This is a genomic window from Mucilaginibacter dorajii, from assembly GCF_024808255.1.
GTDB classification, from domain to species: domain Bacteria; phylum Bacteroidota; class Bacteroidia; order Sphingobacteriales; family Sphingobacteriaceae; genus Mucilaginibacter; species Mucilaginibacter dorajii.
The window spans coordinates 1-22,989 of record NZ_JANTYS010000003.1 but is presented as its reverse complement, the minus strand read 5'-3'; the positions used below and the strand labels follow the sequence as shown (position 1 = coordinate 22,989).

Genomic DNA, 22,989 nt, shown 5'->3' with positions numbered 1-22,989 from the left:
TATATCACTGGCAACCGTAGTAGATATTGTTTATTGGGCTTAAAAGTTGCTTATTTTTTTTACTTTGGCTTTATGGCCACTTAGAAGCTGTTTAAAAATAACGAAAATAGATTATTATTGCCTTTGGTAAGATTTTCGGTATCTGAAGGACAGCATGATGTGAACAAGGTGCAGACGACTCACCCCGACGAGGCTTCGCCCGTCGGCCCTCTCTCCAACTTCGTTGCAAAGAGGGCTAAAAAAGCTTTTTCAAGCCTCTTTTGCGGCGCAGCCGGAGATAGGGTGGTCCAGCGAAGCGTAGACCGGGTGAGTCGTAACCGGCGTACAAACGAATATGCCAGGGGTAGAAGGAACAACGAGGCAATGGCGATTTTTTGGCTATAATATCTTTCCGGAACCGTTTTTAAACAGCCCCTTACAATTGGGGAAATATTAGTATATGGGGATATTGTTAGTAGAGGACGAACCAAATATAGCGTCGGTAATTAAGCGCGGCCTTGCCGAAAGCGGGTTTGAGGTAAGCGTAGCCTCAAATGGGGTTAATGGCCTGCAAATGGCGCTTAGCAATAATTTTGATCTCATAATTTTAGACATTATGCTACCGCTGATGGATGGTGTACAGGTTTGCAAAAACATAAGGCAACACAATAAAACAGTCCCCATTATTATGCTTACCGCACTTGACTCTACCGAAAACGTTGTAAACGGATTAGATAGCGGAGCCGATGATTATTTGGCCAAACCTTTTAAAATGGCAGAACTGGCCGCGCGCCTGCGTACTTTACTAAGGCGAAGCGGGACAGAAAACCCAACAGGCAACATTTTTACCATCAACAACTTAAAGGTAGATACTGAATCGAAAATTGCTTACAGGGACCTGGAACCATTAAAACTCACAGCTACCGAATACCGCTTACTGGAATATTTTATCAAAAACCAGAAAAAGGTACTCTCCCGCATCCAGATCCTGGAAAGTGTTTGGGATATTGACTTTAATATGGGCACCAACGTTGTGGATGTTTATGTGAACTATCTTCGCAAAAAACTGGAAAAGAATAACGGCGAAAAACTGATTCACACTGTTTTTGGGATGGGATATATGATGAAAGAAAGCGATACCAATGAAAATACAAAGTAAAATCACCCTGCTTTTCCTCTTGCTATCGGGTAGTATCCTGGTGCTGCTTAGCGCCTCGACATTTTATTTTGCCTATAAATTCAGCTTTGATGATTTTTATAAACGATTGGAAGCCCGGGTAAATATTTATGCTGAAGTACACCTTTCCCCCGGGGCCAAAAGCCAGGCTACGCTTGATGTACGGAATAAATACCTGGAAAAACTGGAAGCTGAAAAGGAGTATTTTTTCATCATCAACAAAAACGGCAAAGCAGAGATCCCTGCAAATGTTAAGATGGACGGTAATTTTGTAAAAGACATTATGCTAACCGGTCATGCACATTTAAAGGACAAAAATACGTTTTATGCGGGATCGTTGTTTTCAAAGGGCGATGTCAAATCTATAGTGGTTGTATCGGCCTCAAACCCCGCCGGCTTCCAGGAACTGCAGGACCTGCAGGAAATTCTGATCTATGGTTTTTTGCTGGCTATGGTACTGGTTTATTTTATCGGGAAGATTTTCTCTTTTTATACTTTTCAACCAGTGCGGCGCATCATCAACAACGTTAAAAACATCACCGCCAATAACCTGCATTTCCGACTGGATGAGCTAAGCGGCAAAGATGAAATAGCCGAGCTATCGCTCACTTTTAACGATATGCTTAACCGCCTTGAAACGGCGTTTGAAACCCAAAACAACTTTGTAAGCAATGCATCACATGAGTTGCGCACACCCTTAACCGTTATTAGCAGCGAACTTGAACTGGCTTTAAACAAACAGGACCTTAACCCACAGCAACGGGAAATATTAAGTACCGTTTATTCCGAATCGGAAAAATTAAGACAAATGCTCAATAGCCTGCTTACACTGGCCCAGTCGGGGTTTGATGGCAAACGACAAAACTGGGAAAGCATCCGTATTGACGAACTGGTGTTAACCGCCTCAGAAGCTGTTAAAAAGGTAATCCCCGAGAGCGAGATCTATATTGATTTTGAAAGCATACCCGAGGATGAAGGCCTGTTGCTTGTAAAAGGCAACAGTAATTTATTACTACTGGCCATCAGCAATATTATTAGTAATGCCTGCAAATACTCCAATAACAAAGTAGTTAAAGTCGCGCTGTCCGCCGAAAATAAAAAGATCATTATAGCTATAACCGATCAGGGTATAGGCATTCCGAAAACAGAACTTCAGCATATTTTTGAGCCCTTCTTCAGGGCATCAAATGCGCATGATTTTGAAGGGCACGGGGTTGGGCTGCCTCTGACTCTAAATATCATCCGTTTACACAAAGGCAGTTTAGGGATTAGCTCTGAAGTGGGTACAGGTACCGAAATTAAAGTCTTTTTACCCCTGGGCTAAAACTCTAATCAAATTCTAATAACTTTCTTAGATCCTCCTAATTATTGGGCGCTAACCTTGTATCAACAAAATAACACAAGGTTTCACCAATAATTAAAACATCTATGAAAACGCTATTAATCCCTACCGATTTTACCCAGCAATCCATACAGGGTATTCCAGAATTAGCACAACAATTTTATCCGCAAAAGGTAAAAATTGTTCTGGTACACATGCTTAAAATAACCGATTCCATCAGCGAGTTATTGATGCTATCGCGCCGCAATGTGGAGTACCGGCAAATCCCTGATAATTTTTATAAACGCTGCCGTGAGCTGGAAACCAAGTATAGCCACCTCATCAACAACATTGGCATTACTTTTTTTTACGGCAGCACCGTGGCGGTGTTCAATAACTTTTTAGAGGCTAATGAAGTTGATGCCATTGTAAGGCCACATGATAACTACCAACTGCTTTTTAAAAACAGCATCGATCCCGAAATACTCATTAAAAAAAGCGGCATCGAGGTAATAACCAAACCTGAAACCCAGGGCACACTGGCCACTATTGTGGTAAACGAGCCGGAATTAACAGAACACCAATAATCATTCAAAATTAACACCTATGCTATTAAAAGAAAATATCCCCGTAAGCTATGTATTTGGTAAAATAAAAAAGGAACTCATTTTAACCGCCATTTACTCGGCCACTATTTATTTTATTCACCAGTATTATAATTTCAAAGCGGTATCTATCCCTTTAACGGTATCAACCATATTGGGGACCATCATATCGCTCCTGCTGGCTTTCAGATCAAACCAGGCTTATGACAGATGGTGGGAAGCCCGCATACTGTGGGGAGGCATAGTAAACGACTGCCGCACTTTTACCCGCCAAATACTAACTTTTGTGGATAGCAGCCATGATGGCGAACAAAAACGTGCATTAAAAGAGCGTATGATAAGACGGCAAATGGCCTGGTGTTACAGTTTAAGCCGCCACCTGCGCGGACAAAATGCTAAAGAAAACCTGGAGGCCTATTTAAATGACGATGACTTTAAAGCCTTAAAAAAGGCTGACAACGCGCCGTTGGCTATTAACGAGATGCAAGGCCATGACTTGCGTACGCTGTATAAACTCGGCTGGATCAATGAGTACCAGCAGGTAACGCTTGATGGCACACTAACCAATTTTATGAATTTCATGGGCGGGTGCGAGCGTATAAAAAATACAGTTTTCCCGGCTACTTACAGTGTTTATATCCATTTACTGGTGCTGTTTTTTGTACTGTTGTTACCATTTAGTTTAATTGAGTTTTTCGGAATTTTCCAGGTGCCATTGGTAATAGCCATATCATCGGCCTTTTTTCTCATCGAAAAAATGGCCATCCACCTGCAGGATCCGTTTGAAAACATGCCAACTGATACACCAACAACCACCATTAGCCGTACAATTGAGAAAAACCTAAAACAAATGATGAAAGATGAGCTGCCCGGCGATATTGACGCGGTAGTAAACAAACAGCCTCAAAAACAAGCGGTGTTTTATATACTATAGAAAAGAGTCAAGAATTAAGAATCAAGAGTTAAGACAGGAATTTGCTTCTCCGCAACTCTGTCCTAACTCTTGATTTTTAATTTTAAAGCCATCAAATATTTTTATCTTAATTCTTGACTCTTAATTCTTGACTCTTTTCCCTACTTTGGCTACCGGGAAATTTATATCATCAAAATGACTTATTGCCTTGGGATTAAGGTTAAAGAGGGCTTGTTAGCCATTGCCGATACACGCATTACTTCGGGTACAGATACTACCGTAAAAAAGAAGATCACCATAGAACAAAAAGACAATTTTTCGCTTTTCATCATGACCAGCGGCTTACGGTCGGTAAGGGATAAAGCGGTGATTTATTTTAAGGAGCTGCTTGAAACTACCGAGTTTAATAAACTATACAAAGCTGTAAACGCTTTTGGCGAGCAGATAAAACGGGCGGCTAAAGAAGATAGAACTTCGTTAGAAGCAGCGGGCTTCAAGTTCGACTTAAATACCATTATAGGCGGCCAATTAAAGGATGATGAAGAGCACAAGCTGTTTTTACTTTATCCCGAAGGTAACTGGGTTGAACTTGGGCAAGGAGCGCCTTACGTAGTGATAGGAAACTCGGGCCATGGCAAGGCGATCTTAAACCGTATCCTTACCGAGGATAGTAGCTTGAAGCTGGCACTTAAAACGGGTTTTCTCTCTTTCGATTCAACAAGGGTGAGTTCAAACAACGTGGATTTCCCGATAGATGTGGCCGTTTATAAAAAAGACAGCTTTGATATTGTACAGCAGCGCTACGACAAGAAAGACCTGGAATATATATCGACCCAATGGGCCGAAGAACTAAAACTGGCCCTGGAGCATATCTCAGAGGACTGGATGGATGCAACATTTAATAAATTAGAAGAAACTAAAACCGGAAGCTGAGCAAATGAAATTCAATGTGTTTACTCAAATGGAGTATGTAGTATGGGCACCAGGCACATTGATTTTAAGCATCCACGCGTTACGCACACCTAATCAAACCGTGATCAGCGAAGAGTTTAGCATTGAGCCATACATTAAGTTCGAGGAGTTGCAATCTGCCGAAGGCGAAAACAGGCTGATTCGTTTTGAGGTACAGGAGCAATGTACCGTTAAAGTTACCTATAATGCCCTGGTTGATAATTGTGTGGAGCTTACCAACTATGAGCACCAGGAGATAACCCTGGTATCGCAACTCCCGGTATCGGTGTTGCCCTACCTTAACCCAAGCCGTTATTGCCAAAGTGATAAGCTATCCAGCCACGCACATAACATGTTTGGGCATATCACTAATCCATTTGAGCAGGTTGTTGCCCTTACCAATTGGATCCATTACAATGTGCAATACCTAAGCGGCTTTAGTAATGCCGAAACTTCGGCTTTTAATACATTTGAAGAACGCGCCGGCGTTTGTCGCGATTTCGCGCACCTGGGCATTGCATTATGCAGGGGACTAACTATTCCGGCCCGGTATTTTACAGGCTATGCCTATCAGCTTAATCCACCCGATTTTCACGCCTGCTTTGAGGCCTACATAGGCGGTAAGTGGATTTTATTTGACGCAACCCGGTTAGTACCCTTAAACGGTCTCATTAAAATAGCCACCGGCCGGGATGCTGCCGATAACGCCATCGCTAATATTTTTGGCAACATTAATTTCACCACCATGCAGGTAAGCTGCGAGCTGGCAGAAAATAGCATTGAGCCAATTTATTATAATGAGGGTGAGCATAGCGGGCTATCGTATTTGTAGAGTTTGGGACAAAGGACTTTTAGACAAAAGAGTAAGGACAAAAACGCGCTTCATTTAAAACAAAAAAGTGCCATTGTTTCGTGGCTCGATTACAGTCGTAGATCCCAGACTTACGAAGTTTTAAAAACTTCGTAAGTCTTTCACGGGCTTTTATACTTTTCTTTAATTAATCACCGGCACCGGGCTTTTAACAAGCTTTGTATATTTAGCGTCTAACGCGCTTACAGGAACTGTGATGCTCAGCGCGTTGATGGCAAAGTAGTTTATCGATACATAATCATATCCTTTGTACGGGCCGTATTTATCGCCACCAGAATCTTTCAGGATAAAGAATATTTTTCCGTTTTTACTTTTGGCGATGCCCACAATATGGATCAGGTGATCATCCTGCGTAACCAGGGTTTCAAATAACTGCTGTCTTAACGGTACGGTATAAGCCATTTCGGTGGTATCAGCATTACTTACATGCTTAAATCTTTTGTCTTCAAACAAGGCATAACCTGCGCTGCCGCAATTCCAGCCGTTGTTGCTCACATCCATATCAACTACAAGTGATTGTCCTTTTTCGATGGTTTCCCAGGCTATTTTGATCATTTCATCAAGCGGAACGTTCAGGTAGTTTTCACGCAGCAAAAAATTATCAGGGATCTCTAACGGAAAATTCTGATAAAACGGATGGTGAGTGAACGAGGTGATGGTGGCGTACTCCTGCCTGTTAAATTTCAATACCTCTTTTGCAAAGGTGATGGGCGTATATTCCTTACCTTCCCAGGTAAAGGTTTGTGGCGGAACGCCAACAATATCATCATGCTTTTTGATAAAACCGGCAAGCCAGTCGGGATTGATCGGTTTTGTTTTTAATACCGAATCAAGGTAATTTTTCAATACCTCATCAACCTGCCTATCGGCCTTGGTTGAATAGTATACACCTTTTTTACGGGTATAAAATTCATCCGGAATTGCACCGTACTTTTCTATCCCATACATGGCATCATGGGCAAGGCCGCCAGCCTCAAACAAGGTAGTGCCATTTGATAAAATATAGCGTTTGGCCTTTTCAATGAACAGGTTACGGGACGTAAACAGTTCCGACAGATCGATATCTTTTTTCTCATTCAGGATCTCGGCCGATTCAACCATCGACGTAGTGGAAAATGACCAGCAGGTATTAGTACCACCCTGGTATTTTACAGTACCTGCAGTTATCTTTTTTATGGTAACAGGTTCCTGGGCTTGCGCATAGCCTATAGTGGCAACAAATAAAAATGACGCCAGGTAATATTTTATCATATTATAGAAATTGATTTTTCACTAAAATAGAAATAAATTTTAACGGCGAAAATATTTCACCGTTAACGGGTTACAGGATTACCTGTTAATTAAATTTCGCTTTTACACGCTCGCCGTAAACCCAATTAATGGCCAGCACAGCTACACAGATGAGCAAGCCAAAAAACTCCCGGGTTTCTTCAATCCAGGGCTTCTCTGCTTTCATCGTTTCTACCAGGCTTTCAGCATGGTGGCGTTGCAGCCAGTCTATCAAACCGTTATTGTCAAAAACCTTATAACCAGCATAAAGCATGAATATCACAATGCCAACACCATACCATAACGGGTAAAACTTTTTTTTGATAGCCATAAAACAAAAGAAGGCGCAGTAAAGGTAGATAGGCATCCACACGTACGGATCGGGATCGTTATACTGTAAACCTGCAAAAATGACAAAGAGGACAACAAATACGATGTTGAAAATTTTCATAATTAATAAACCTTAGTTTTAAATGAGGCTTATAGCAGGTTAAGCGGGCTAAAGATAATAAATTCGGCTTACAGATGGCATAACAGCATGAAATACCTTCCCGAAAAGTATCTCAGTTAACATAAATCTAACATTCACAAAACAATTTACCCGCTTCCATGCTTTTGGGGATAATAGATTCTTTCATCCTTACAATCCGCGTATGAGATTAGCAGATACCTATCCTTTTAACAAAATATCATTTTCCGGTCTTTTCATCTTGTTTGCTTTGGGGATACCCCATTCCCTATTTGCTCAAAACAGCATATTCAATCAAAAGCCCGAGGTAAAGATGCGCTATAAAAGGGATGTGCGCGATACCACTGTTAAACGGCGCTTTGGCAGGGCAGTAACTGAATTGGGCATTGCAGAACTTACCCCCTGGATATACGACCGCTACATTGTTAACCAGGATTACGCCCATATTTCGTGGAAAACCGTTAGCCATAACCTTAACCCGGGCAGTTGGGAGTTTGATAATGATCCTTTTCAAACCAACCAGTTTGGGCATCCTTACCATGGCAGTATGTTTTACAGTGCTTTCAGGAGTAATGGTTTTAGCTTTTGGCAGGCCGTACCGGCTACCATGGCGGGCAGTTACCTTTGGGAAACTTTTGCCGAAAACCAGGCACCGGCACCCAATGATTTTATTAATACCAGTTTTGGCGGGATAGTTTTGGGCGAAATGACCTACCGGCTGTCAAACCGGATCATCAATAACCAGGCCCGCGGATTTAACAGGCAATTGAGTGAAGTGGCCGGTTTTATAGTAAACCCCATGAACGGCCTCAACCGCCTGCTGGATGGCCGATGGGGTAAAATTTATGGCAACTCTGTTGAACGCGATTCATCCAAAGTTAATGCTGAATTTGACTTAGGGGTACGCACCTTTAACCGCAAATCGACCAGTCCTATCGCCCACAGCAGGTTTGGCTGGTTTGGCAGGGCCAGGTTATTGTACGGTGTACCCAATGAAGGTTTCAGAAAACCCTTCAGCAATATATCTATTACAGCAGAATTTGGCAGAGATGATAGCAGCGCGGTAAACAACATCAGCGTTTACGGTTCCATTACCGGCTGGGATATCTCTAAAGTAGACCAGGATAAGTCCGAAATGCTGCTCATCCTATCGGCTAATTACGATTATATCCGCAACGAGGCCTTCTTTTACGGGTCGCAAAGCGTTAAGTTTAACCTCATATCGGAGTATAAATTATCACATGGCCTCCGCATTAATGCCAACCTCGGTGCCGGCCCGATCCTGCTTGCTGCCGTGCCAGATCAATATTTGTACAGGGGCCGCAATTATGATTACGGATCTGGTTTCGCGTACAATGCAGGTGGCACTATACACATTGCCGAAAAACTTTCTTATGGGCTAAATTACCGCGGCGGCTGGATATATACCATAAACGGCAATCAATCACATTATTTTTTGCACACATTTAGCAGCGAGATCATGTACAGAATCGTCAAAAGGCTATCTATAGCTGTTGAGCCGGGTTACTTCCGGTTGGAGGGTAATTACCGCGACCATCCCGACGTGGATAAAAAATATCCTTACCTAAGGGCATCATTCCGGTATTTTGTAGGAAACCTTTAGGAGAGCAGGAAGCCTAAGGCTAAAAGCAAAAAGCAGGAAATAAAAGCGGAAGACTTAAAGTATAAAGCTTTTTCCTGATTAAGAATTTTGAAGGTGTTTGTTTTGGGTTTTAAGCTTTCTGCCTTATGCTTTCAGCTTAAAATTAGATGTCGCGGGCAGATTCGAACTGCCGTTTAGGGTTTTGCAGACCCCCACCTATCCTCTCGGTCACGCGACTTAAAAAAAACTATAAAATCACTTATTAGATTGGCAGGGGGCTAAGATGGTATGTTATCTTTCTCCGTTGAATGGAGCAGGAATTAGCACCTTTTACATTATGCGGATGTATAGGTTGCTAAGACGTCTTTGGGCCTTTCCCTCAGTCTTTCTTGATAAGTTAAATAAAGAACGATTGTCTTTTTTAGACAATGCAAATATAAATACATTTTATATAATTCCTATAGAAATAGTAGAATATATTAGATATAACAATCAATTATCTATATATCAAGCAAATAAATTCAAAAAGCAAAATAAAAACGCATTACAAGTGTTAAATTCGGCGTCCTTTGAATGGGAAAATGATGTAAAAAAGACTGTCATCCCTCAGAATCCCTTGGTTTTATAACTCCAATGACAAGTTTTGTTTTTGAAGTGGGCGGGCCGGTCATCGTCGAGCCTGTCGAAGCGCGCGCGTAGAGGCCTTTGCCCGCTATCCTTCGACAGGCTCAGGATAACATCCCTTTTTTATATATCATTCCACCTTCAGAATTTCGCGAAATTTTAAAACTCGCGATGACATGAGGCAGATTCTTGGTTAACGATAATTTCCACCCTTCACTTTTCCGCCATCTAATGGATTATCCTATTATTCATTAACGCTAATCTGCCTTAATCTTTTGCTAAAAAAGCTGACAAGCCGGCCTGGCATTTGCGGTAATTTCGTTATCAAGCATTCAACCGTATTATTTGCATTTTTTGCAGATACATGGGGATAGTTGTACAAACTATAACCGTTAATATTGCTTTAACCAATTAAAGTAAACACAAAAAGAATGAAGGTAGCTTTATTTGTGCCCTGCTATGTAGATCAGTTTTACCCTAAGGCGGCTATTGCCACATTGGAGTTGCTGGAAAAGTTGGGTTGCGAAGTTCATTATCCTAAAAATCAAACCTGTTGCGGGCAGCCTATGGCCAACTCTGGCTATGAGCACCTTACCAGTGGCTGTAATAGCCTGTTTATAGATAACTTTTCGGGGTACGATTATATTGTGTGCCCATCGGGCAGTTGTACCCTGCACATTAAGGAGCACCTGCACGCCCATGATAACGAAGATATGGCAACAGAGATCCGTAAACGGGTTTTTGAGCTTACGGAATTTTTAGTAGATATATTAAAAATAGATATTTTGGATGCCACTTTTCCTTACAGGGTTGGGTTGCACCAAAGCTGCCACGGCTTGCGCGGTTTGCGTATTTCGCAAATGAGCGAGCTGGTTGCGCCGGCTTTTAGTAAACCTGCACAATTGTTAAACCTGGTAAGGGGTTTGGAACTCGTTCCGCTTAGTCGCGCAGATGATTGCTGTGGTTTTGGGGGAACCTTTTGCGTAGTTGAGGAAGCGGTGTCATCAAAAATGGGGAAAGACCGGGTAGATGACCATATCGAACACGGTGCGCAATACATTACCTCGGCCGATTTGAGTTGTTTGATGCATTTGGAAGGTATCCTGCGTCGTCAAAACAGCGATGTTAAAGTTATTCACGTGGCCGAAATTTTAAATAACAGCATTTAATGAGCAGCACCGCCACTAAAGACCACGCCGAATTAGCCGCTATTTTTAACCGGGACGAACCCCGGGTTGACTGGCACGATGAAACCCTGTGGTGGGTACGTGCCAAAAGAGATATTGCAGCCCAAAAATTACCCGAATGGGAGTTGCTGCGCGAAACCGCCTCGCAGATCAAAAACAACGTACTATCAAACTTAAGCAGTTATTTAGAGCAGTTTGAAGCCAATGCCATTAAAAATGGTGCTATAGTGCATTGGGCTGCAAATGCTGAAGAACATAACCAGATCATCCATAAGCTATTGAGCGAGCGTGGCATCAACCGCATGGTTAAAAGTAAATCGATGCTTACCGAAGAGTGCCACCTGAATGAGTTTTTGGCACAACGGGGTGTTGACGTGATAGACTCTGACCTGGGCGAGCGCATTGTACAATTGGCCGGCGAACCACCAAGCCATATTGTACTGCCATGCATCCACAAAAAGAAAGAAGAAATAGGCGATATTTTTCATGAGCATTTAGGCTCGGCCAAGGGGGAATCGGACCCCAAAATATTGACCGAAACTGCCCGCCAGCATCTTCGCGAAGTATTTTTAACGCGCCGCGCCGCACTTACGGGCGTAAACTTTGCCATTGCCGAAACCGGTGAATTTGTAATTTGTACCAACGAAGGCAATGCTGATATGGGCGCCCACCTGGCCGAGATCCACATTGCATCCATGGGTATGGAAAAGATTATCCCCGAGCGTAAACACCTGGGGGTATTTTTGCGCCTGCTTACCCGCAGTGCTACCGGGCAGCCCATCACAACCTACTCCAGCCATTTTGCCAAACCACAGGATGGTAAGGAAGTTCATATTGTAATTGTTGATAACGGCCGGAGTATCCAGCTTGGTCGCGAGGATTTTCGCAACTCGTTAAAATGTATCCGTTGCGGGGCTTGTATGAATACCTGCCCGGTTTACCGCAAAAGCGGTGGCCATAGTTACCACACCGCGGTTGCAGGGCCAATAGGCAGTATCCTTGCCCCCAACCTCGATATGAAAAAGTATGCCGATCTGCCCTTTGCCTCTACCCTATGCGGATCATGCAGCAATGTGTGCCCGGTAAAAATTGATATTCATGACCAGCTATACAAATGGCGACAGGTTATTGTACAAGCCGGTTATACACCCACGGCCAAAACTATAGCCATGAAGGGCATGGCCTTTACGCTGGCTTCTCCTGCTTTGTATCGTGCCGCGGGCAAAATGGGTAGACTAACGTTTAAATACGCGCCATTTGCTGTAAATAATGGGGCCAACCCATGGTACAAACATCGTGAAATGCCCAAAGCGCCGGAGCAATCCTTTGGCGAATGGTATGCTAAAAGAAAGGAGCAAAAGAAATGAGCAGCAGGAATAAAATATTAGCAGCAGTAAAGGCAAACCAGTTTAGCTATGCTGAATTACCCGACCTGAAAATGTTAAACACGCTTACCGACACCGGTGACAATCTTGTGGAACGCTATACCGCGGTAGGTACCGCAGGCGGCAGCTTTGTTTACGAAGTGGCCGATTACGATGCCATTAAAGCCATCCTGCAAAAAGAGTTTAAGCCTGGTGTAAAGATCATCTCAGGCGTTCCCGAATTGGATGAGTATACCAATGTAGAAGATGTTAAACATGAGTTATCGCACAGCTTTGCCGATGTGGAGCTTTGCATCCTGCCATCAAACCTTGGCGTGGCCGAAAACGGCGCGCTTTGGCTTACCGAACAGCAGATGACTGTAAGGGTATTACCTTTTATAGCCCAGCACCTGGCCATAGTGATTAATAAAGATAACCTGGTACCTACCATGGTGCAGGCTTATCAAACTATTGGCGATGCTAAATACGGGTACGGTGCATTTATATCCGGCCCCTCCAAAACTGCCGATATTGAACAATCCCTGGTGATAGGTGCACACGGGCCAAGGAGTTTATCGGTGTTTATACTTCCATAGCCTATATATTTGGTTTATATATTTTTAATTGGCCTGCTGCGTGATTAACAGCGGGCTTTTTTATGAGGAATGTTAGCGTGCATCAATGGCATGTCGCAAATTCAGACTTACGAAGTTTTAAAAACTTCGTAAGTCTCTCTTAATAGTTTCACTTACGCTTTTAAACGCGCCCCATCTTAATGATGACATAAGGATGAGTTTTGCCTATTGCAAAAATATACCAATCGGTATATTTTTGCATCGTTGAATTTAACAAGTCAACAATAACTAAAATGAAAACCTTAAAAAACACCATACTTATTACAGGCGGCAGCGCCGGAATAGGTTTTGAATTAGCCAAATCATTATCGGCAAAAGATAACCACGTGATCATTATCGGTCGTAATGCCGATCGTTTGCAAAAAGCGGCAGCTCAATTACAAAATGTAACAGCCATCACCGCCGATGTTTCAAATGCAGATGATGTTGAAAAACTGGTTAACAAACTAAACAGCGATTTTCCCGAACTTAACATTGTGATCAATAATGCAGGTGCGGCCAACCTGAATGATCTGCTTAACGAAACCAATACTTTTGAAAAAGCCGGCGAAGAAATGCTTACCAACTACCTGTCGGTAATCCGTTTAAATGAAAAACTATTATCATCCCTTAAAGGCCAAAAAGATGCTGCCATCGTAAACGTATCATCGGTAGTAGCATTTGCACCAAGCACCAGGTTAGCCACTTATAGCGCAACTAAAGCAGCCTTACACGCCTATACCCGCGCTTTAAGATTAGCATTAACTGAAACCAGCGTAAAAGTTTTTGAACTGATGCCTCCATTGGTTGATACGGAGTTTTCGGCCGAGATAGGCGGCAAAAATGGTATCCCGGCCTCACAGGTTGCAGATGAGTTTTTGGCAGCACTGGAAAGTGATACTTATGAGATCAGGGTTGCTAACACCGAAGATTTCTATCGCCTATACCTTTCAAACCCCGATGAAGCTTTAAGAGTAATGAATTTGCCAAGAGCCTAATAAAAATTTTATCATAAAATATACCAAATGGTATATTTTATGATAAATGTAAGCTTTATCCAAATGAAAAAGAGCATCCTGATCATCACCGTTATTACCGCAGCTATGATGGAGCTGATTGATACCTCCATTGTAAACGTAGCCCTATCGCACATGAGCGGTAATTTGGGTGCAACCCTTGAGGATACCTCATGGGTTATTACGGCTTATGCTATAGCCAACATCATTATCATTCCCATGACCAGCTTTTTGGCCACCAAACTGGGCAGGCGTAATTACTACATAGGCTCTATCATCGCCTTTACCTTCTTTTCGGCCATGTGTGGCCTGGCGCCCAATATCTGGACGCTGGTTGCCTTCCGTTTTTTACAAGGCATGGGTGGCGGTGCATTGCTATCCGTATCGCAAGCCATTGTGTTTGAAGTTTACGGTAAAGAGAAGAGCGGTATTGCCAGCGCGCTGTTTGGTGTAGGCGTATTTTTAGGGCCAACCATTGGCCCTACCCTGGGCGGTTTTATCACCGAAAATTATTCATGGCCATGGATCTTTTATATTAATATTCCAATTGGCATTGCCGTAACCGTATCAAGCTTGCTATTGGTTACCGAACCCGCCGTGAAAGTTGAACCTAAAGCGGTAGACTGGTGGGGAATTTTATTATTAGTGATTGGCATCGGATCGCTCCAAACTGTGTTGGAACGCGGCGAAACAGACGATTGGTTTTCGGCTAATTACATCATCGCGTTAACCGCAACCGCCATATTCAGCATCCTGATGTTTATCTGGTGGGAACTTACCATACCTAACCCGGTTATTGATTTGCGGGTATTAAAAAGCAAATCATTAGCGGTAGCAGCCATCCTTACTTTTGTTACCGGTGTAGGCTTGTTTACGTCGGTATTTTTAACGCCGGTATTGGCACAAAGGGTGCTGGGTTTTCCGCCTACCATGACGGGGCTTACGTTGTTGCCGGGGGCTATCCTGGCTATATTCGGGCTATTATTTTCGGCCACATTGCTAAAAAAGGGAGTGTCCCCCCTCATCATCATATTTACCGGGTTTATCCTGTTTATCATGTTCAGCTACAAAATGGCAGGTTTTAATCTTGAATCTACACCCGGTAACCTGGCACGTACATTGATCTTCAGAGCGCTCGGACTGGCATTTTTAACCGTTCCCTTAACGGCGCTTGCTGTATCGGGTTTAGAAGCTAAAGATGTACCACAAGGCGCTGCATTAAATAACATGATGCGGCAATTAGGCGGCTCATTTGGTATCGCCATCATCAACACCTATGTGGCCCATCGTTTTGGATCGCATCGCAATGACCTCATCTCCAACATCAGCGTATATAACCCACAAGCCACTCAACGTGTAAATGGCTTAACCCAATACTTTGCCGGCAAAGGGGCTTCATCTTTTGATGCCCAGCATAAGGCTATGGCGGTTATCGATAATGGTATTAACAGGCAATCCTTTTTAATGAGCTATCTTGACGCCTATATATTTGTTGGTTTGTTGTTTTTACTATCAATGCCACTATTGGTGCTGGTATTGAACCGGAAAAAACAGGCCGGACCGGTAGTGTTGGTTAGCGATCATTAATTATCCGCAGAAATTAAAAAAATGCCGTCGCGAAGCAAATTATAATCTTAAAATACCATATGGTATATTTGTATGATGGAAAAGGAATTATCAAAAGCCGAAAGAACCCGCCAGTTTATTGTAGAAACTACAGCCCCTATCTTTAACAAAAAGGGATATGCAGGCACTTCCCTATCCGATTTGACCGACGCTACCGGCCTCACTAAAGGCAGTATTTATGGCAATTTTGCCAATAAAGAAGAAGTAGCGGCAGCAGCTTTTGATCATAATTCGGCCATGATCAGGAAACAGGTGTTGGATCGCATTCAAAAAGCAGGTACCTATTACGATAAGTTAAGGGTATACGCCCAGGTTTACCACAGTTTTACAAAGGGTAATAAATTCCCGGCAGGCGGCTGCCCCATATTGAATACCGCGGTTGATGCCGATGACACCAATCCCATGCTCAAAGATAAAGCTGCGCACGCTGTTTTACGCTGGAAAAAATCGATAGAAAACCTGATACAAAGCGGCATTGCAGCCGGCGAATTTAAAGCTGACGCCGACGCAAATAGTATATCATTAGCTATGATAGCGCTCATTGAAGGTGGTATTATGATAGCCAAGGTGACCAACACCCCGGCCAGCCTTGATACAATTTTACAAACCGTTGACGCCCTGGTGGCCGGTTTAAAATTATAAACCTGTAACTCAAATATTACAACACTATGTTGTGTTCGTCAAAAACAAACTATAGGCACGGTACGTTATTACCTGTACCAATTATATAAAATGATGTCGAAAAAGATTTTGATACTCGATGATAGTGATGATATCCTTGAGGTGATGAAGGATGCCCTTGAAATGGAGGGCTACGAGGTTAAAACTCTAAACTACACTGATGACATATGCCGGGAAGCTATCGCTTTTAATACCGATATGGTGATCCTCGATTATATTTTATTCGGTATCAACGGCGGCGAGCTTTGCCATATCATGAAAACTAACCCGTTAACGGCACATGTACCGGTAATTATGGTTTCGGCCTACCCGCGTGTGCTGGAATCATTAGGTAGCTATGGCTCAGATGCATTTATTGCCAAGCCTTTTAATTTAAGCGATATTTTAAACACGGTGAAGGAATGCCTTTTAAAGGCGGGGGATATTGAGCATGTGTAATGAGCCTCACCCAACCCTCTCCAAAGGAGAGGGCTTTGATTAGCATGTTGGGATTATAGCATGTTGCTGTTTTGTTGCAACACAACAGTTTTCGGATCCAACCTGAGCCTCTCACCAAAACAAAGTTGAGCTTCCTGCCAAACCTTCCCCTCTCCCTTTAAGCCGACATTTGTTTTGTAATTAACAACAGAACAAAATGAAAAAGGTAATATTAATAACCGGCGCGTCTGCCGGGATGGGTAAGGAAATGGCCAAAGAATTATTGAAAGATGGTTATGTCGTTTACGGTGCCGCCCGCCGGCTCGAAAAGATGGACGACATTAAAAAACTTGGCGTTAAAGTACTGGCCATGGATGTAACCGACCAAGATGCTATGGTTGCCGGCATTGATACCATCATCAAAGCCGAAGGACATATAGACGTATTGATCAATAATGCCGGTTTTGGCTCGTACGGAGCTATTGAAGATGTATCTATGACTGATGCCCGTTACCAGTTAGAGGTAAATGTAATAGGTGCCGCAAGGCTCACTCAATTGGTTTTACCTCACATGCGCAAGCAGCGCAATGGTCGCATTATCAATATTTCATCCATAGGGGGTAAAGTTTCTATGCCTTTAGGCGGTTGGTACCATGCCAGTAAATTTGCTCTGGAGGCTTTAAGCGATGCCCTGCGCAACGAGGTAAAGCGTTTTGGCATTGATGTAGTGGTAATTGAACCCGGCGGCGTAAAATCTGATTGGAGCGAAATTGCATCCAACCATATGGCCAAGGCATCAGGCGATTCTGCTTATAGCGATTTCGCCGCGCAATTCGACATGGTTCGCAAAAAGGCCGAAGTTAACAACGCCGAACCTATTGTTATTGTAAACCTGGTACGTAAGGCTATTGCTACTAAAATCCCAAAAACAAGGTATCACGGAGGTTACATGGCCGGCTTGGTATTGTTTTTACGAAAGATGCTGCCAGACCGCGCTATGGATAACATGTTGATGAGCCAATTAAAGTAATCGGTATCTTTAATCCGCAACATCATGAACGATAAAAACCATATCCAGTTTGATAACCTGCTTTACTCCTGCGTAGATAAAAAACAGCGGGCTAATGAATCCTTTGTGCAGGAGCATGCTTTTGGCTATATCATATCGGGCGAAAGTCATTTTAAAACCAATGAGGGGATGAAGGTTGCAGGGCCGGGCACAATTGGGTTGGTACGCAGGAATCAACTCATCAAATCGGACAAGGTGCCGCCTATTGGCGGCGGCGATTTCAAGGCAGTAAATATATTTTTAGACCAGGCTTTTTTACGCCGATACAGCGCCGAAAATAAACTTGCGCCCGCGAATAACTACCAGGGCGATAAGATCAGGATATTGCCGCCAGATCCGTTCATCAAAGGTTATTTTGATTCGCTACTCCCCTATTTTGATCATCCCAAAATGGCCAGCAGCGCTATGACCGAGCTAAAAAGCCGGGAAGCCGTTGAATTGTTATTAAGGCTCGATCCCACATTTTACGATTTCCTTTTTGATTTTAGTGAACCTTATAAAATTGACCTGGAGGCCTACATGAACCAACATTACATGTACAATGTGCCCACCGCCCGGTTTGCCACGCTTACAGGCCGCAGCCTGGCCAGTTTTAAACGCGACTTTGAAAAGGTATTCCGCACCTCGCCAGGCCAATGGCTTCAACAAAAACGGTTAGCGGAGGCGTACTATCTTATCAGCCAAAAAGGCCGTAAACCATCAGATGTATACCTGGATGTTGGCTTTGAGAACCTATCCCATTTTTCCTACACGTTTAAAAAGGCTTTTGGTGTTTCGCCGTCGTTGGTTTGAGCCTTACATATTCAATTCTCTTAGCAACCCAAAGCGTAAAGATTGTTTGCTCGTTTTTCTGATTCATTTTCAATAGCTTTATATAAAATAAGCTTATCCTAACCTAAACAGCAATGAACTGGAAACTAATTTTTCAACTCTCTTTATTTGGCCTGGCCATGAGCTTTGCTACCGTTTATTTTATTCCATCGGGCGGTGAAGCATTCTTTTGGTTGCCTATATTTTTGATCTGTGCCTATGTTGTGGCGAAAAAATGTACCGAAAGTTTTTTTCTAAACGGCTTTATGGTAAGCGTTTTTAATTCAATATGGATCTCGCTGGTACATATTTTTTTATTTGATGCTTACATTGCCCACCACGCCAACGAAGCACATCTATACCAAAACAGTGTTATGCCCGTGCCGCCCAAAGTGGCTATGTTTATACTGGGCGTGCTGATGTTTGGTATTGGTTCGGGTATTGTACTGGGATTGTTTTCGTTTATCGCTTCTAAAATCGTTAAAAACAGGTCGATAGTGTAAATGTAAATATGCTAACCAAACTTGATGAGTTTTACCTGCAACAGGATGAGCCACTGAAAAGCGCCTTTTTAGCTTTACGGGATTTAATCCTGGCCCATGATCCGGATATTACCAATGCCTGGAAATTTAACATGCCGTTTTTCTTGTATAAAAACAAAATGTTCTGCTACCTATGGACGCACACCAAACTGCAGCAACCTTTCATCGGCTTTAGCGAGGGTAAGCTCATAAACCATCCAAACCTCACCTTCGAAAATCGTTCCCGCATTAAGATCATGATCATCAATCCCCAAAAAGAACTACCGGTTGATACCATCAGGCAGGTTTTGGATATGGCTATCAACCTGGTGAAAAAGGACATGTAACATGACATTAACCCAACTTGATAATTTTTACCTTCAAAAAGAAGAACCTGTGAGAGGCTGTTTATTGGCCTTGCGCGAAATTATCCTGAAACAGGACGCCGCCATTACCCCTGCATGGAAATATGGCATGCCTTTCTTTTGTTATAAAGGCAAAATGTTCTGTTACCTGTGGGTACACAAAACTATCCTGCAACCTTATATTGGGATTGTAGAGGGACAGCGTATTAACCACCCGGATCTGATCATTGAAAAACGTGCACGTATGAAAATTATGCTTTTTGATGCCCAGCAAGATTTGCCAATAGAAACCATCGAAACTATTTTGAAGCAGGCTTTAGATCTGTATAAAACCGGTATAATAAAAACAAAATAGCTGTTTAAAGCTAAAAAAAGCCAATTTAACACCGGGGAAACAATAAACTCCTATATTGCCGGTTAACTGCATCGCCGGGTGGAAATTAAATCCGTTAATTTACACCCGGCAAATAATTTAATGCGCAACAGATAAAGTTTTTCATGTATTGGTACGAAGAAGATATTAAGCAGCTTGAAAAGGTTAGTTTAAATAGAACATATGAGCCAGAAACCATTTTTTATGGCAGCTCATCGGTAAGGTTATGGACCACACTTAACGACGATTTTAAAGACCTTAAGCCTATTAACATGGGCTTTGGCGGCTCAACTCTTGCCGCCTGTGTTTGGTTTTTTGAAAGAGTAATGATGAGCTATCAACCTAAACGGCTGGTGATCTATGCCGGCGATAACGACCTGGGCGACGGCCGCCATCCCGAAGAGCTTTTTATATTTTTTCAGCAACTGGTAACCAAGGTGCAACACCGTTTTGGCGATTTGCCTTGTTACTATGTTTCCCTAAAACCAAGCCTCAGCCGCTGGAATATTATAGACAAGTTTAAGTACGCCAACAACCTTATTGAAACCGAAATTGTTAAAAACACCAACAACTGGCAATTTATTAATATTTATAAGGAGATGGTTGATGCTAAAGGCTATCCAAAAAAAGAGTATTTTGTAGGCGATGGGCTGCATTTAAGCCCCGCGGGTTATCAATTATGGAAACAAGTGATCAATGACCATATTAACCGTTAAGCATTACCATTTATTTAATTTGAAGTAACATTCGTTTTGGAAATTTCGCAGCAAAATGCCAACCCAATCATGAACCGGACATACCATAAATGGTTTAGTGCAAATCTGCACCGCAATATGGAAATGTTAGTGTTTGGGCACGCGGGCAGGGCTGTATTATTTTTCCCAACCCGCATGGCCCGGTTTTATGATTATGAAAATTGGGGAATTGTTGATGCTTTAAAAGATAAATTAGAAAACGGCGAACTACAGCTTTTTTGTGTAGATAGCATAGATTCTGAAAGTTTTTATAATCATTGGGTACATCCTGTTACACGCATAGAACGTCACCTGCAGTACGAGCAATACATTCTTACCGAGGTGCTTCCTGTGATGCAAACCGAAAATAAAGGCGAATATTTTGAGGTTGCCGGCTGTAGCATGGGAGCCTATCATGCCATTAACCTGGCAATGAAACACCCTACATTGTTTAAGAAAGTTATCAGCATGAGCGGCAGGTATGATCTTACACAACAAATTGAGGACTTCAAAGATCTCTTTGATGGCTACAGGGACGAAAACATTTACTTCAACATGCCTTTACAATTTATGGCCAATATGGAAGATGAATCTGTTTTAAATACGATCAAAAAAATGGAGATCATTATGGCAGTTGGTGAAACAGACCCTTTTATCACCAGTAATCGCAACTTTAGCCACTTATTATCCGCAAAAGGAATCGCCCATCAACTATATATATGGGATAATTATGCCCATCGCCCACGCTATTGGAAACAGATGGTGCATCTGTATTTGTAAATGTGAACTTTAGCAGGCGAAAAAAACAAAAAGTATTTTCTATAATATTATTGTTACAAAGCCTTCTTTTCAATACATATCTTAATTAACAAGCTGACTATCAAACGCTGAATTAAATAATAAACTTTTAACAAAAGGTATATTTAGTGGCGTAATTAACAACAAAAGCTCACACTGACTGATTTTTTTTTCTGAATAGAAAACTTTTCTCTCATTTGAGAGTTATTACCATAATTTATTAAGAACTTTTAGTGGGTAACTACTATTGAAAACAAATCTAAAAACTATGAATTATTCTACATTAAAGAAAACAGCCGCATTGTCGATTGCTTCTTTGTTAGTTGTAGGTATGGCCAGCGCGCAAACCGATTCTACCAAAACCGCAACCACCACAACGTCGTCTGAAGCCTCTACTGCCAAGGTATTTGGCGGTATTGGACAGTACAACACTTTTAGCATTGGTATTAGCGCAGGTGTAACTGATGGTTTGGTGCCATTTAGCATCAACACTACCAACAAATTCAAAGCTGATTTAGGTTATGGCTTATCATTAAGGCAACAACTTTCACACACTTTTAGCTTACAGTTAGATTATTTGGGTGGTAAAGTTCACGGTATTGATAAAGCTGGCACTGAAAAATTTGGTATCAGCGAATACAAAACCAGCTTTAACTCAGGTGCTTTAAGCGCGGTATTTAACATTGCAAGCGTAAGCTTTTTACACCGCCAAAACAGCGTTAACTTTTACACTTCTGCAGGTTTAGGTTTAGACATGTACAAGATTAAAAGCAACACTTTAGCCGACGGTACTGTACAAACTTTGCCATTTGGCGATAAAAACGTTAAAGAATTATTTGCTCCGGTTGGTGCAGGTGTTAAATTCAAACTAAGCGATGCGTTAGCGTTAAACTTAGGTTACACCGTATCATTTGTTCAGGGATATAATTTTGCAGGTAAAAATACCTATCCTACTTTTAGCCACTACTCATACACTTACGGTGGTTTAGAGTATACTTTTGGCTCAAGCTCAAAGAAAAACTTAGAGTGGGTTAACCCGGTTGCTCAGATGTATGATGAGTTATACGACGCTGCTTTACGCCAGGAGGTTGAAGCTTTAAAAGGCCGTGTTACCAATGTTGAAACTGCGGTTAGCGACCTGAAAAAAGATTCTGACGGTGACGGTGTTGCCGATCAGTTTGACAAATGCCCAGGTACTCCTGCAGGTAGCGTAGTTGATGGTTCTGGTTGTGTTATTGTTTTCCCTAAACCAGATTCTTCATTAACAGCTAAACCAGTAGGCACTCCTTACTCAAACATCCAGTTTGAATTTGATAGCTCGGTATTACGCACTTCATCTTACCCTGTGTTAGATGCTACGTCTGCCGATTTACGCTCATCAGGTAAAGGTGTTGAAGTTGACGGCTTTGCTTCATCTGAAGGTACTGCTGCTCATAACTTATCTTTATCAAAAGATCGTGCTAACTCAGTAAAAACTTACTTAGTTAACTCTGGTGTTGACGCTAAAAAAGTTAAAATAAAAGGTTACGGCGAAACTCAACCAATTGCTGATAACTCAACTGAAGAAGGCCGCGTGTTAAACCGTCGCGTTCAATTCAAACAAAAATAATTTTTAATTAAATATTAATATTA

At 42.3% G+C, this 22,989-nt stretch carries 24 protein-coding genes, 1 tRNA gene and 1 riboswitch; of the genes, 22 read left to right on the top strand and 3 right to left on the bottom strand.

The features are described 5' to 3' along the window. Positions 1-439 precede the first annotated feature (439 nt). From FHS10_RS04595 to FHS10_RS04570, 6 genes are all read left to right on the top strand, one after another. On the top strand, positions 440-1,138 hold the full coding sequence (locus tag FHS10_RS04595) for a response regulator transcription factor (RefSeq protein ID WP_259088058.1): 699 nt from the start codon (positions 440-442) through the stop codon (positions 1,136-1,138). Beyond that, on the top strand, positions 1,122-2,480 hold the full coding sequence (locus FHS10_RS04590) for a HAMP domain-containing sensor histidine kinase (protein WP_259088055.1): 1,359 nt from the start codon (positions 1,122-1,124) through the stop codon (positions 2,478-2,480). The genes FHS10_RS04595 and FHS10_RS04590 overlap by 17 nt, the downstream gene beginning before the upstream one ends. 104 nt (positions 2,481-2,584) lie before the next feature. Then, positions 2,585-3,064, top strand: coding sequence for a hypothetical protein (locus FHS10_RS04585; RefSeq protein WP_259088052.1), 480 nt, complete (start codon positions 2,585-2,587; stop codon positions 3,062-3,064). Positions 3,065-3,083: 19 nt separating this feature from the next. Then, a complete protein-coding gene (locus tag FHS10_RS04580) occupies positions 3,084-4,016 on the top strand; it encodes a bestrophin family protein (RefSeq protein ID WP_259088049.1) in 933 nt (310 codons plus the stop codon). A 174-nt stretch (positions 4,017-4,190) separates the two neighbouring features. Further along, a complete protein-coding gene (locus tag FHS10_RS04575) occupies positions 4,191-4,928 on the top strand; it encodes a proteasome-type protease (RefSeq protein WP_259088039.1) in 738 nt (245 codons plus the stop codon). Between the two features lie 4 nt (positions 4,929-4,932). After that, positions 4,933-5,778, top strand: a complete 846-nt coding sequence (locus tag FHS10_RS04570) for a transglutaminase-like domain-containing protein (RefSeq protein ID WP_259088036.1) — start codon at positions 4,933-4,935, stop codon at positions 5,776-5,778. Positions 5,779-5,940: 162 nt separating this feature from the next. On the opposite strand, the gene FHS10_RS04565 is transcribed toward FHS10_RS04570, so the two are convergent. Beyond that, positions 5,941-7,068 (bottom strand): C1 family peptidase, encoded by a 1,128-nt coding sequence (locus tag FHS10_RS04565; protein ID WP_259088034.1) that lies wholly within the window; start codon positions 7,066-7,068, stop codon positions 5,941-5,943. Between the two features lie 85 nt (positions 7,069-7,153). After that, positions 7,154-7,537 carry a transmembrane 220 family protein gene (locus tag FHS10_RS04560; protein WP_259088031.1) on the bottom strand — a complete coding sequence of 128 codons (384 nt, stop codon included), beginning with the start codon at positions 7,535-7,537 and terminating at the stop codon, positions 7,154-7,156. A 202-nt stretch (positions 7,538-7,739) separates the two neighbouring features. Between FHS10_RS04560 and FHS10_RS04555 the strand changes: the two genes are divergently transcribed. Beyond that, complete coding sequence (locus FHS10_RS04555) at positions 7,740-9,179, top strand: DUF3943 domain-containing protein (protein WP_259088030.1); 1,440 nt, start codon at positions 7,740-7,742, stop codon at positions 9,177-9,179. Between the two features lie 146 nt (positions 9,180-9,325). Here the strand turns inward: FHS10_RS04555 and FHS10_RS04550 are convergent. Then, positions 9,326-9,396 (bottom strand) — tRNA-Cys (locus FHS10_RS04550). 50 nt (positions 9,397-9,446) lie between these two features. Continuing rightward, a riboswitch (SAM riboswitch) is annotated at positions 9,447-9,557 on the bottom strand. A gap of 656 nt (positions 9,558-10,213) precedes the next feature. Here FHS10_RS04550 and FHS10_RS04545 point away from each other — a divergent pair. The 15 genes from FHS10_RS04545 (at position 10,214) to FHS10_RS04475 (ending at position 22,966) form a co-directional block, all read left to right on the top strand. Continuing rightward, complete coding sequence (locus FHS10_RS04545) at positions 10,214-10,951, top strand: (Fe-S)-binding protein (RefSeq protein ID WP_259088029.1); 738 nt, start codon at positions 10,214-10,216, stop codon at positions 10,949-10,951. Next, positions 10,951-12,336, top strand: coding sequence for a lactate utilization protein B (locus tag FHS10_RS04540; protein ID WP_259088027.1), 1,386 nt, complete (start codon positions 10,951-10,953; stop codon positions 12,334-12,336). Before FHS10_RS04545 ends, FHS10_RS04540 begins: the two co-directional genes overlap by 1 nt. Further along, entirely contained in the window at positions 12,333-12,929 is a 597-nt protein-coding gene (locus FHS10_RS04535; protein ID WP_259088026.1) for a LutC/YkgG family protein, read from the top strand. The genes FHS10_RS04540 and FHS10_RS04535 overlap by 4 nt, the downstream gene beginning before the upstream one ends. A 272-nt stretch (positions 12,930-13,201) precedes the next feature. Then, on the top strand, positions 13,202-13,945 hold the full coding sequence (locus tag FHS10_RS04530) for an SDR family oxidoreductase (RefSeq protein WP_259088025.1): 744 nt from the start codon (positions 13,202-13,204) through the stop codon (positions 13,943-13,945). Between the two features lie 63 nt (positions 13,946-14,008). Next, positions 14,009-15,550, top strand: coding sequence for a DHA2 family efflux MFS transporter permease subunit (locus FHS10_RS04525; RefSeq protein ID WP_259088019.1), 1,542 nt, complete (start codon positions 14,009-14,011; stop codon positions 15,548-15,550). A 75-nt stretch (positions 15,551-15,625) separates the two neighbouring features. Then, positions 15,626-16,231 carry a TetR/AcrR family transcriptional regulator gene (locus tag FHS10_RS04520; RefSeq protein WP_259088014.1) on the top strand — a complete coding sequence of 202 codons (606 nt, stop codon included), beginning with the start codon at positions 15,626-15,628 and terminating at the stop codon, positions 16,229-16,231. Between the two features lie 90 nt (positions 16,232-16,321). Then, a complete protein-coding gene (locus FHS10_RS04515; protein ID WP_259088012.1) occupies positions 16,322-16,708 on the top strand; it encodes a response regulator in 387 nt (128 codons plus the stop codon). Positions 16,709-16,904: 196 nt separating this feature from the next. Beyond that, positions 16,905-17,717 (top strand): oxidoreductase, encoded by an 813-nt coding sequence (locus FHS10_RS04510; RefSeq protein ID WP_259088010.1) that lies wholly within the window; start codon positions 16,905-16,907, stop codon positions 17,715-17,717. 24 nt (positions 17,718-17,741) lie between these two features. Further along, on the top strand, positions 17,742-18,548 hold the full coding sequence (locus FHS10_RS04505; protein WP_259088009.1) for a helix-turn-helix domain-containing protein: 807 nt from the start codon (positions 17,742-17,744) through the stop codon (positions 18,546-18,548). Between the two features lie 113 nt (positions 18,549-18,661). Next, a complete protein-coding gene (locus tag FHS10_RS04500; RefSeq protein WP_259088007.1) occupies positions 18,662-19,069 on the top strand; it encodes a hypothetical protein in 408 nt (135 codons plus the stop codon). Between the two features lie 8 nt (positions 19,070-19,077). After that, positions 19,078-19,434: a DUF1801 domain-containing protein gene (locus FHS10_RS04495; RefSeq protein WP_259088005.1), complete on the top strand. Its 357-nt coding sequence runs from the start codon at positions 19,078-19,080 to the stop codon at positions 19,432-19,434. Position 19,435: 1 nt separating this feature from the next. Then, on the top strand, positions 19,436-19,807 hold the full coding sequence (locus FHS10_RS04490; protein WP_259088003.1) for a DUF1801 domain-containing protein: 372 nt from the start codon (positions 19,436-19,438) through the stop codon (positions 19,805-19,807). A 143-nt stretch (positions 19,808-19,950) separates the two neighbouring features. Then, positions 19,951-20,541 carry a GDSL-type esterase/lipase family protein gene (locus tag FHS10_RS04485; RefSeq protein ID WP_259088001.1) on the top strand — a complete coding sequence of 197 codons (591 nt, stop codon included), beginning with the start codon at positions 19,951-19,953 and terminating at the stop codon, positions 20,539-20,541. 69 nt (positions 20,542-20,610) lie between these two features. Further along, on the top strand, positions 20,611-21,339 hold the full coding sequence (locus tag FHS10_RS04480; protein WP_259087992.1) for an esterase family protein: 729 nt from the start codon (positions 20,611-20,613) through the stop codon (positions 21,337-21,339). A 286-nt stretch (positions 21,340-21,625) separates the two neighbouring features. Then, the gene (locus FHS10_RS04475; RefSeq protein WP_259087989.1) at positions 21,626-22,966 is read left to right on the top strand and encodes an OmpA family protein; all 1,341 of its coding nucleotides are present in this window, start codon (positions 21,626-21,628) and stop codon (positions 22,964-22,966) included. The last annotated feature ends 23 nt before the right edge of the window (positions 22,967-22,989 follow it).

Coding starts and splice junctions, on each gene's coding strand:
- FHS10_RS04595 (WP_259088058.1), top strand. CDS start 440: ATGGGGATATTGTTAGTAGAGGACGAACCAAATATAGCGTCGGTAATT.
- FHS10_RS04590 (WP_259088055.1), top strand. CDS start 1,122: ATGAAAATACAAAGTAAAATCACCCTGCTTTTCCTCTTGCTATCGGGT.
- FHS10_RS04585 (WP_259088052.1), top strand. CDS start 2,585: ATGAAAACGCTATTAATCCCTACCGATTTTACCCAGCAATCCATACAG.
- FHS10_RS04580 (WP_259088049.1), top strand. CDS start 3,084: ATGCTATTAAAAGAAAATATCCCCGTAAGCTATGTATTTGGTAAAATA.
- FHS10_RS04575 (WP_259088039.1), top strand. CDS start 4,191: ATGACTTATTGCCTTGGGATTAAGGTTAAAGAGGGCTTGTTAGCCATT.
- FHS10_RS04570 (WP_259088036.1), top strand. CDS start 4,933: ATGAAATTCAATGTGTTTACTCAAATGGAGTATGTAGTATGGGCACCA.
- FHS10_RS04565 (WP_259088034.1), bottom strand. CDS start 7,068: ATGATAAAATATTACCTGGCGTCATTTTTATTTGTTGCCACTATAGGC.
- FHS10_RS04560 (WP_259088031.1), bottom strand. CDS start 7,537: ATGAAAATTTTCAACATCGTATTTGTTGTCCTCTTTGTCATTTTTGCA.
- FHS10_RS04555 (WP_259088030.1), top strand. CDS start 7,740: ATGAGATTAGCAGATACCTATCCTTTTAACAAAATATCATTTTCCGGT.
- FHS10_RS04545 (WP_259088029.1), top strand. CDS start 10,214: ATGAAGGTAGCTTTATTTGTGCCCTGCTATGTAGATCAGTTTTACCCT.
- FHS10_RS04540 (WP_259088027.1), top strand. CDS start 10,951: ATGAGCAGCACCGCCACTAAAGACCACGCCGAATTAGCCGCTATTTTT.
- FHS10_RS04535 (WP_259088026.1), top strand. CDS start 12,333: ATGAGCAGCAGGAATAAAATATTAGCAGCAGTAAAGGCAAACCAGTTT.
- FHS10_RS04530 (WP_259088025.1), top strand. CDS start 13,202: ATGAAAACCTTAAAAAACACCATACTTATTACAGGCGGCAGCGCCGGA.
- FHS10_RS04525 (WP_259088019.1), top strand. CDS start 14,009: ATGAAAAAGAGCATCCTGATCATCACCGTTATTACCGCAGCTATGATG.
- FHS10_RS04520 (WP_259088014.1), top strand. CDS start 15,626: ATGGAAAAGGAATTATCAAAAGCCGAAAGAACCCGCCAGTTTATTGTA.
- FHS10_RS04515 (WP_259088012.1), top strand. CDS start 16,322: ATGATGTCGAAAAAGATTTTGATACTCGATGATAGTGATGATATCCTT.
- FHS10_RS04510 (WP_259088010.1), top strand. CDS start 16,905: ATGAAAAAGGTAATATTAATAACCGGCGCGTCTGCCGGGATGGGTAAG.
- FHS10_RS04505 (WP_259088009.1), top strand. CDS start 17,742: ATGAACGATAAAAACCATATCCAGTTTGATAACCTGCTTTACTCCTGC.
- FHS10_RS04500 (WP_259088007.1), top strand. CDS start 18,662: ATGAACTGGAAACTAATTTTTCAACTCTCTTTATTTGGCCTGGCCATG.
- FHS10_RS04495 (WP_259088005.1), top strand. CDS start 19,078: ATGCTAACCAAACTTGATGAGTTTTACCTGCAACAGGATGAGCCACTG.
- FHS10_RS04490 (WP_259088003.1), top strand. CDS start 19,436: ATGACATTAACCCAACTTGATAATTTTTACCTTCAAAAAGAAGAACCT.
- FHS10_RS04485 (WP_259088001.1), top strand. CDS start 19,951: ATGTATTGGTACGAAGAAGATATTAAGCAGCTTGAAAAGGTTAGTTTA.
- FHS10_RS04480 (WP_259087992.1), top strand. CDS start 20,611: ATGAACCGGACATACCATAAATGGTTTAGTGCAAATCTGCACCGCAAT.
- FHS10_RS04475 (WP_259087989.1), top strand. CDS start 21,626: ATGAATTATTCTACATTAAAGAAAACAGCCGCATTGTCGATTGCTTCT.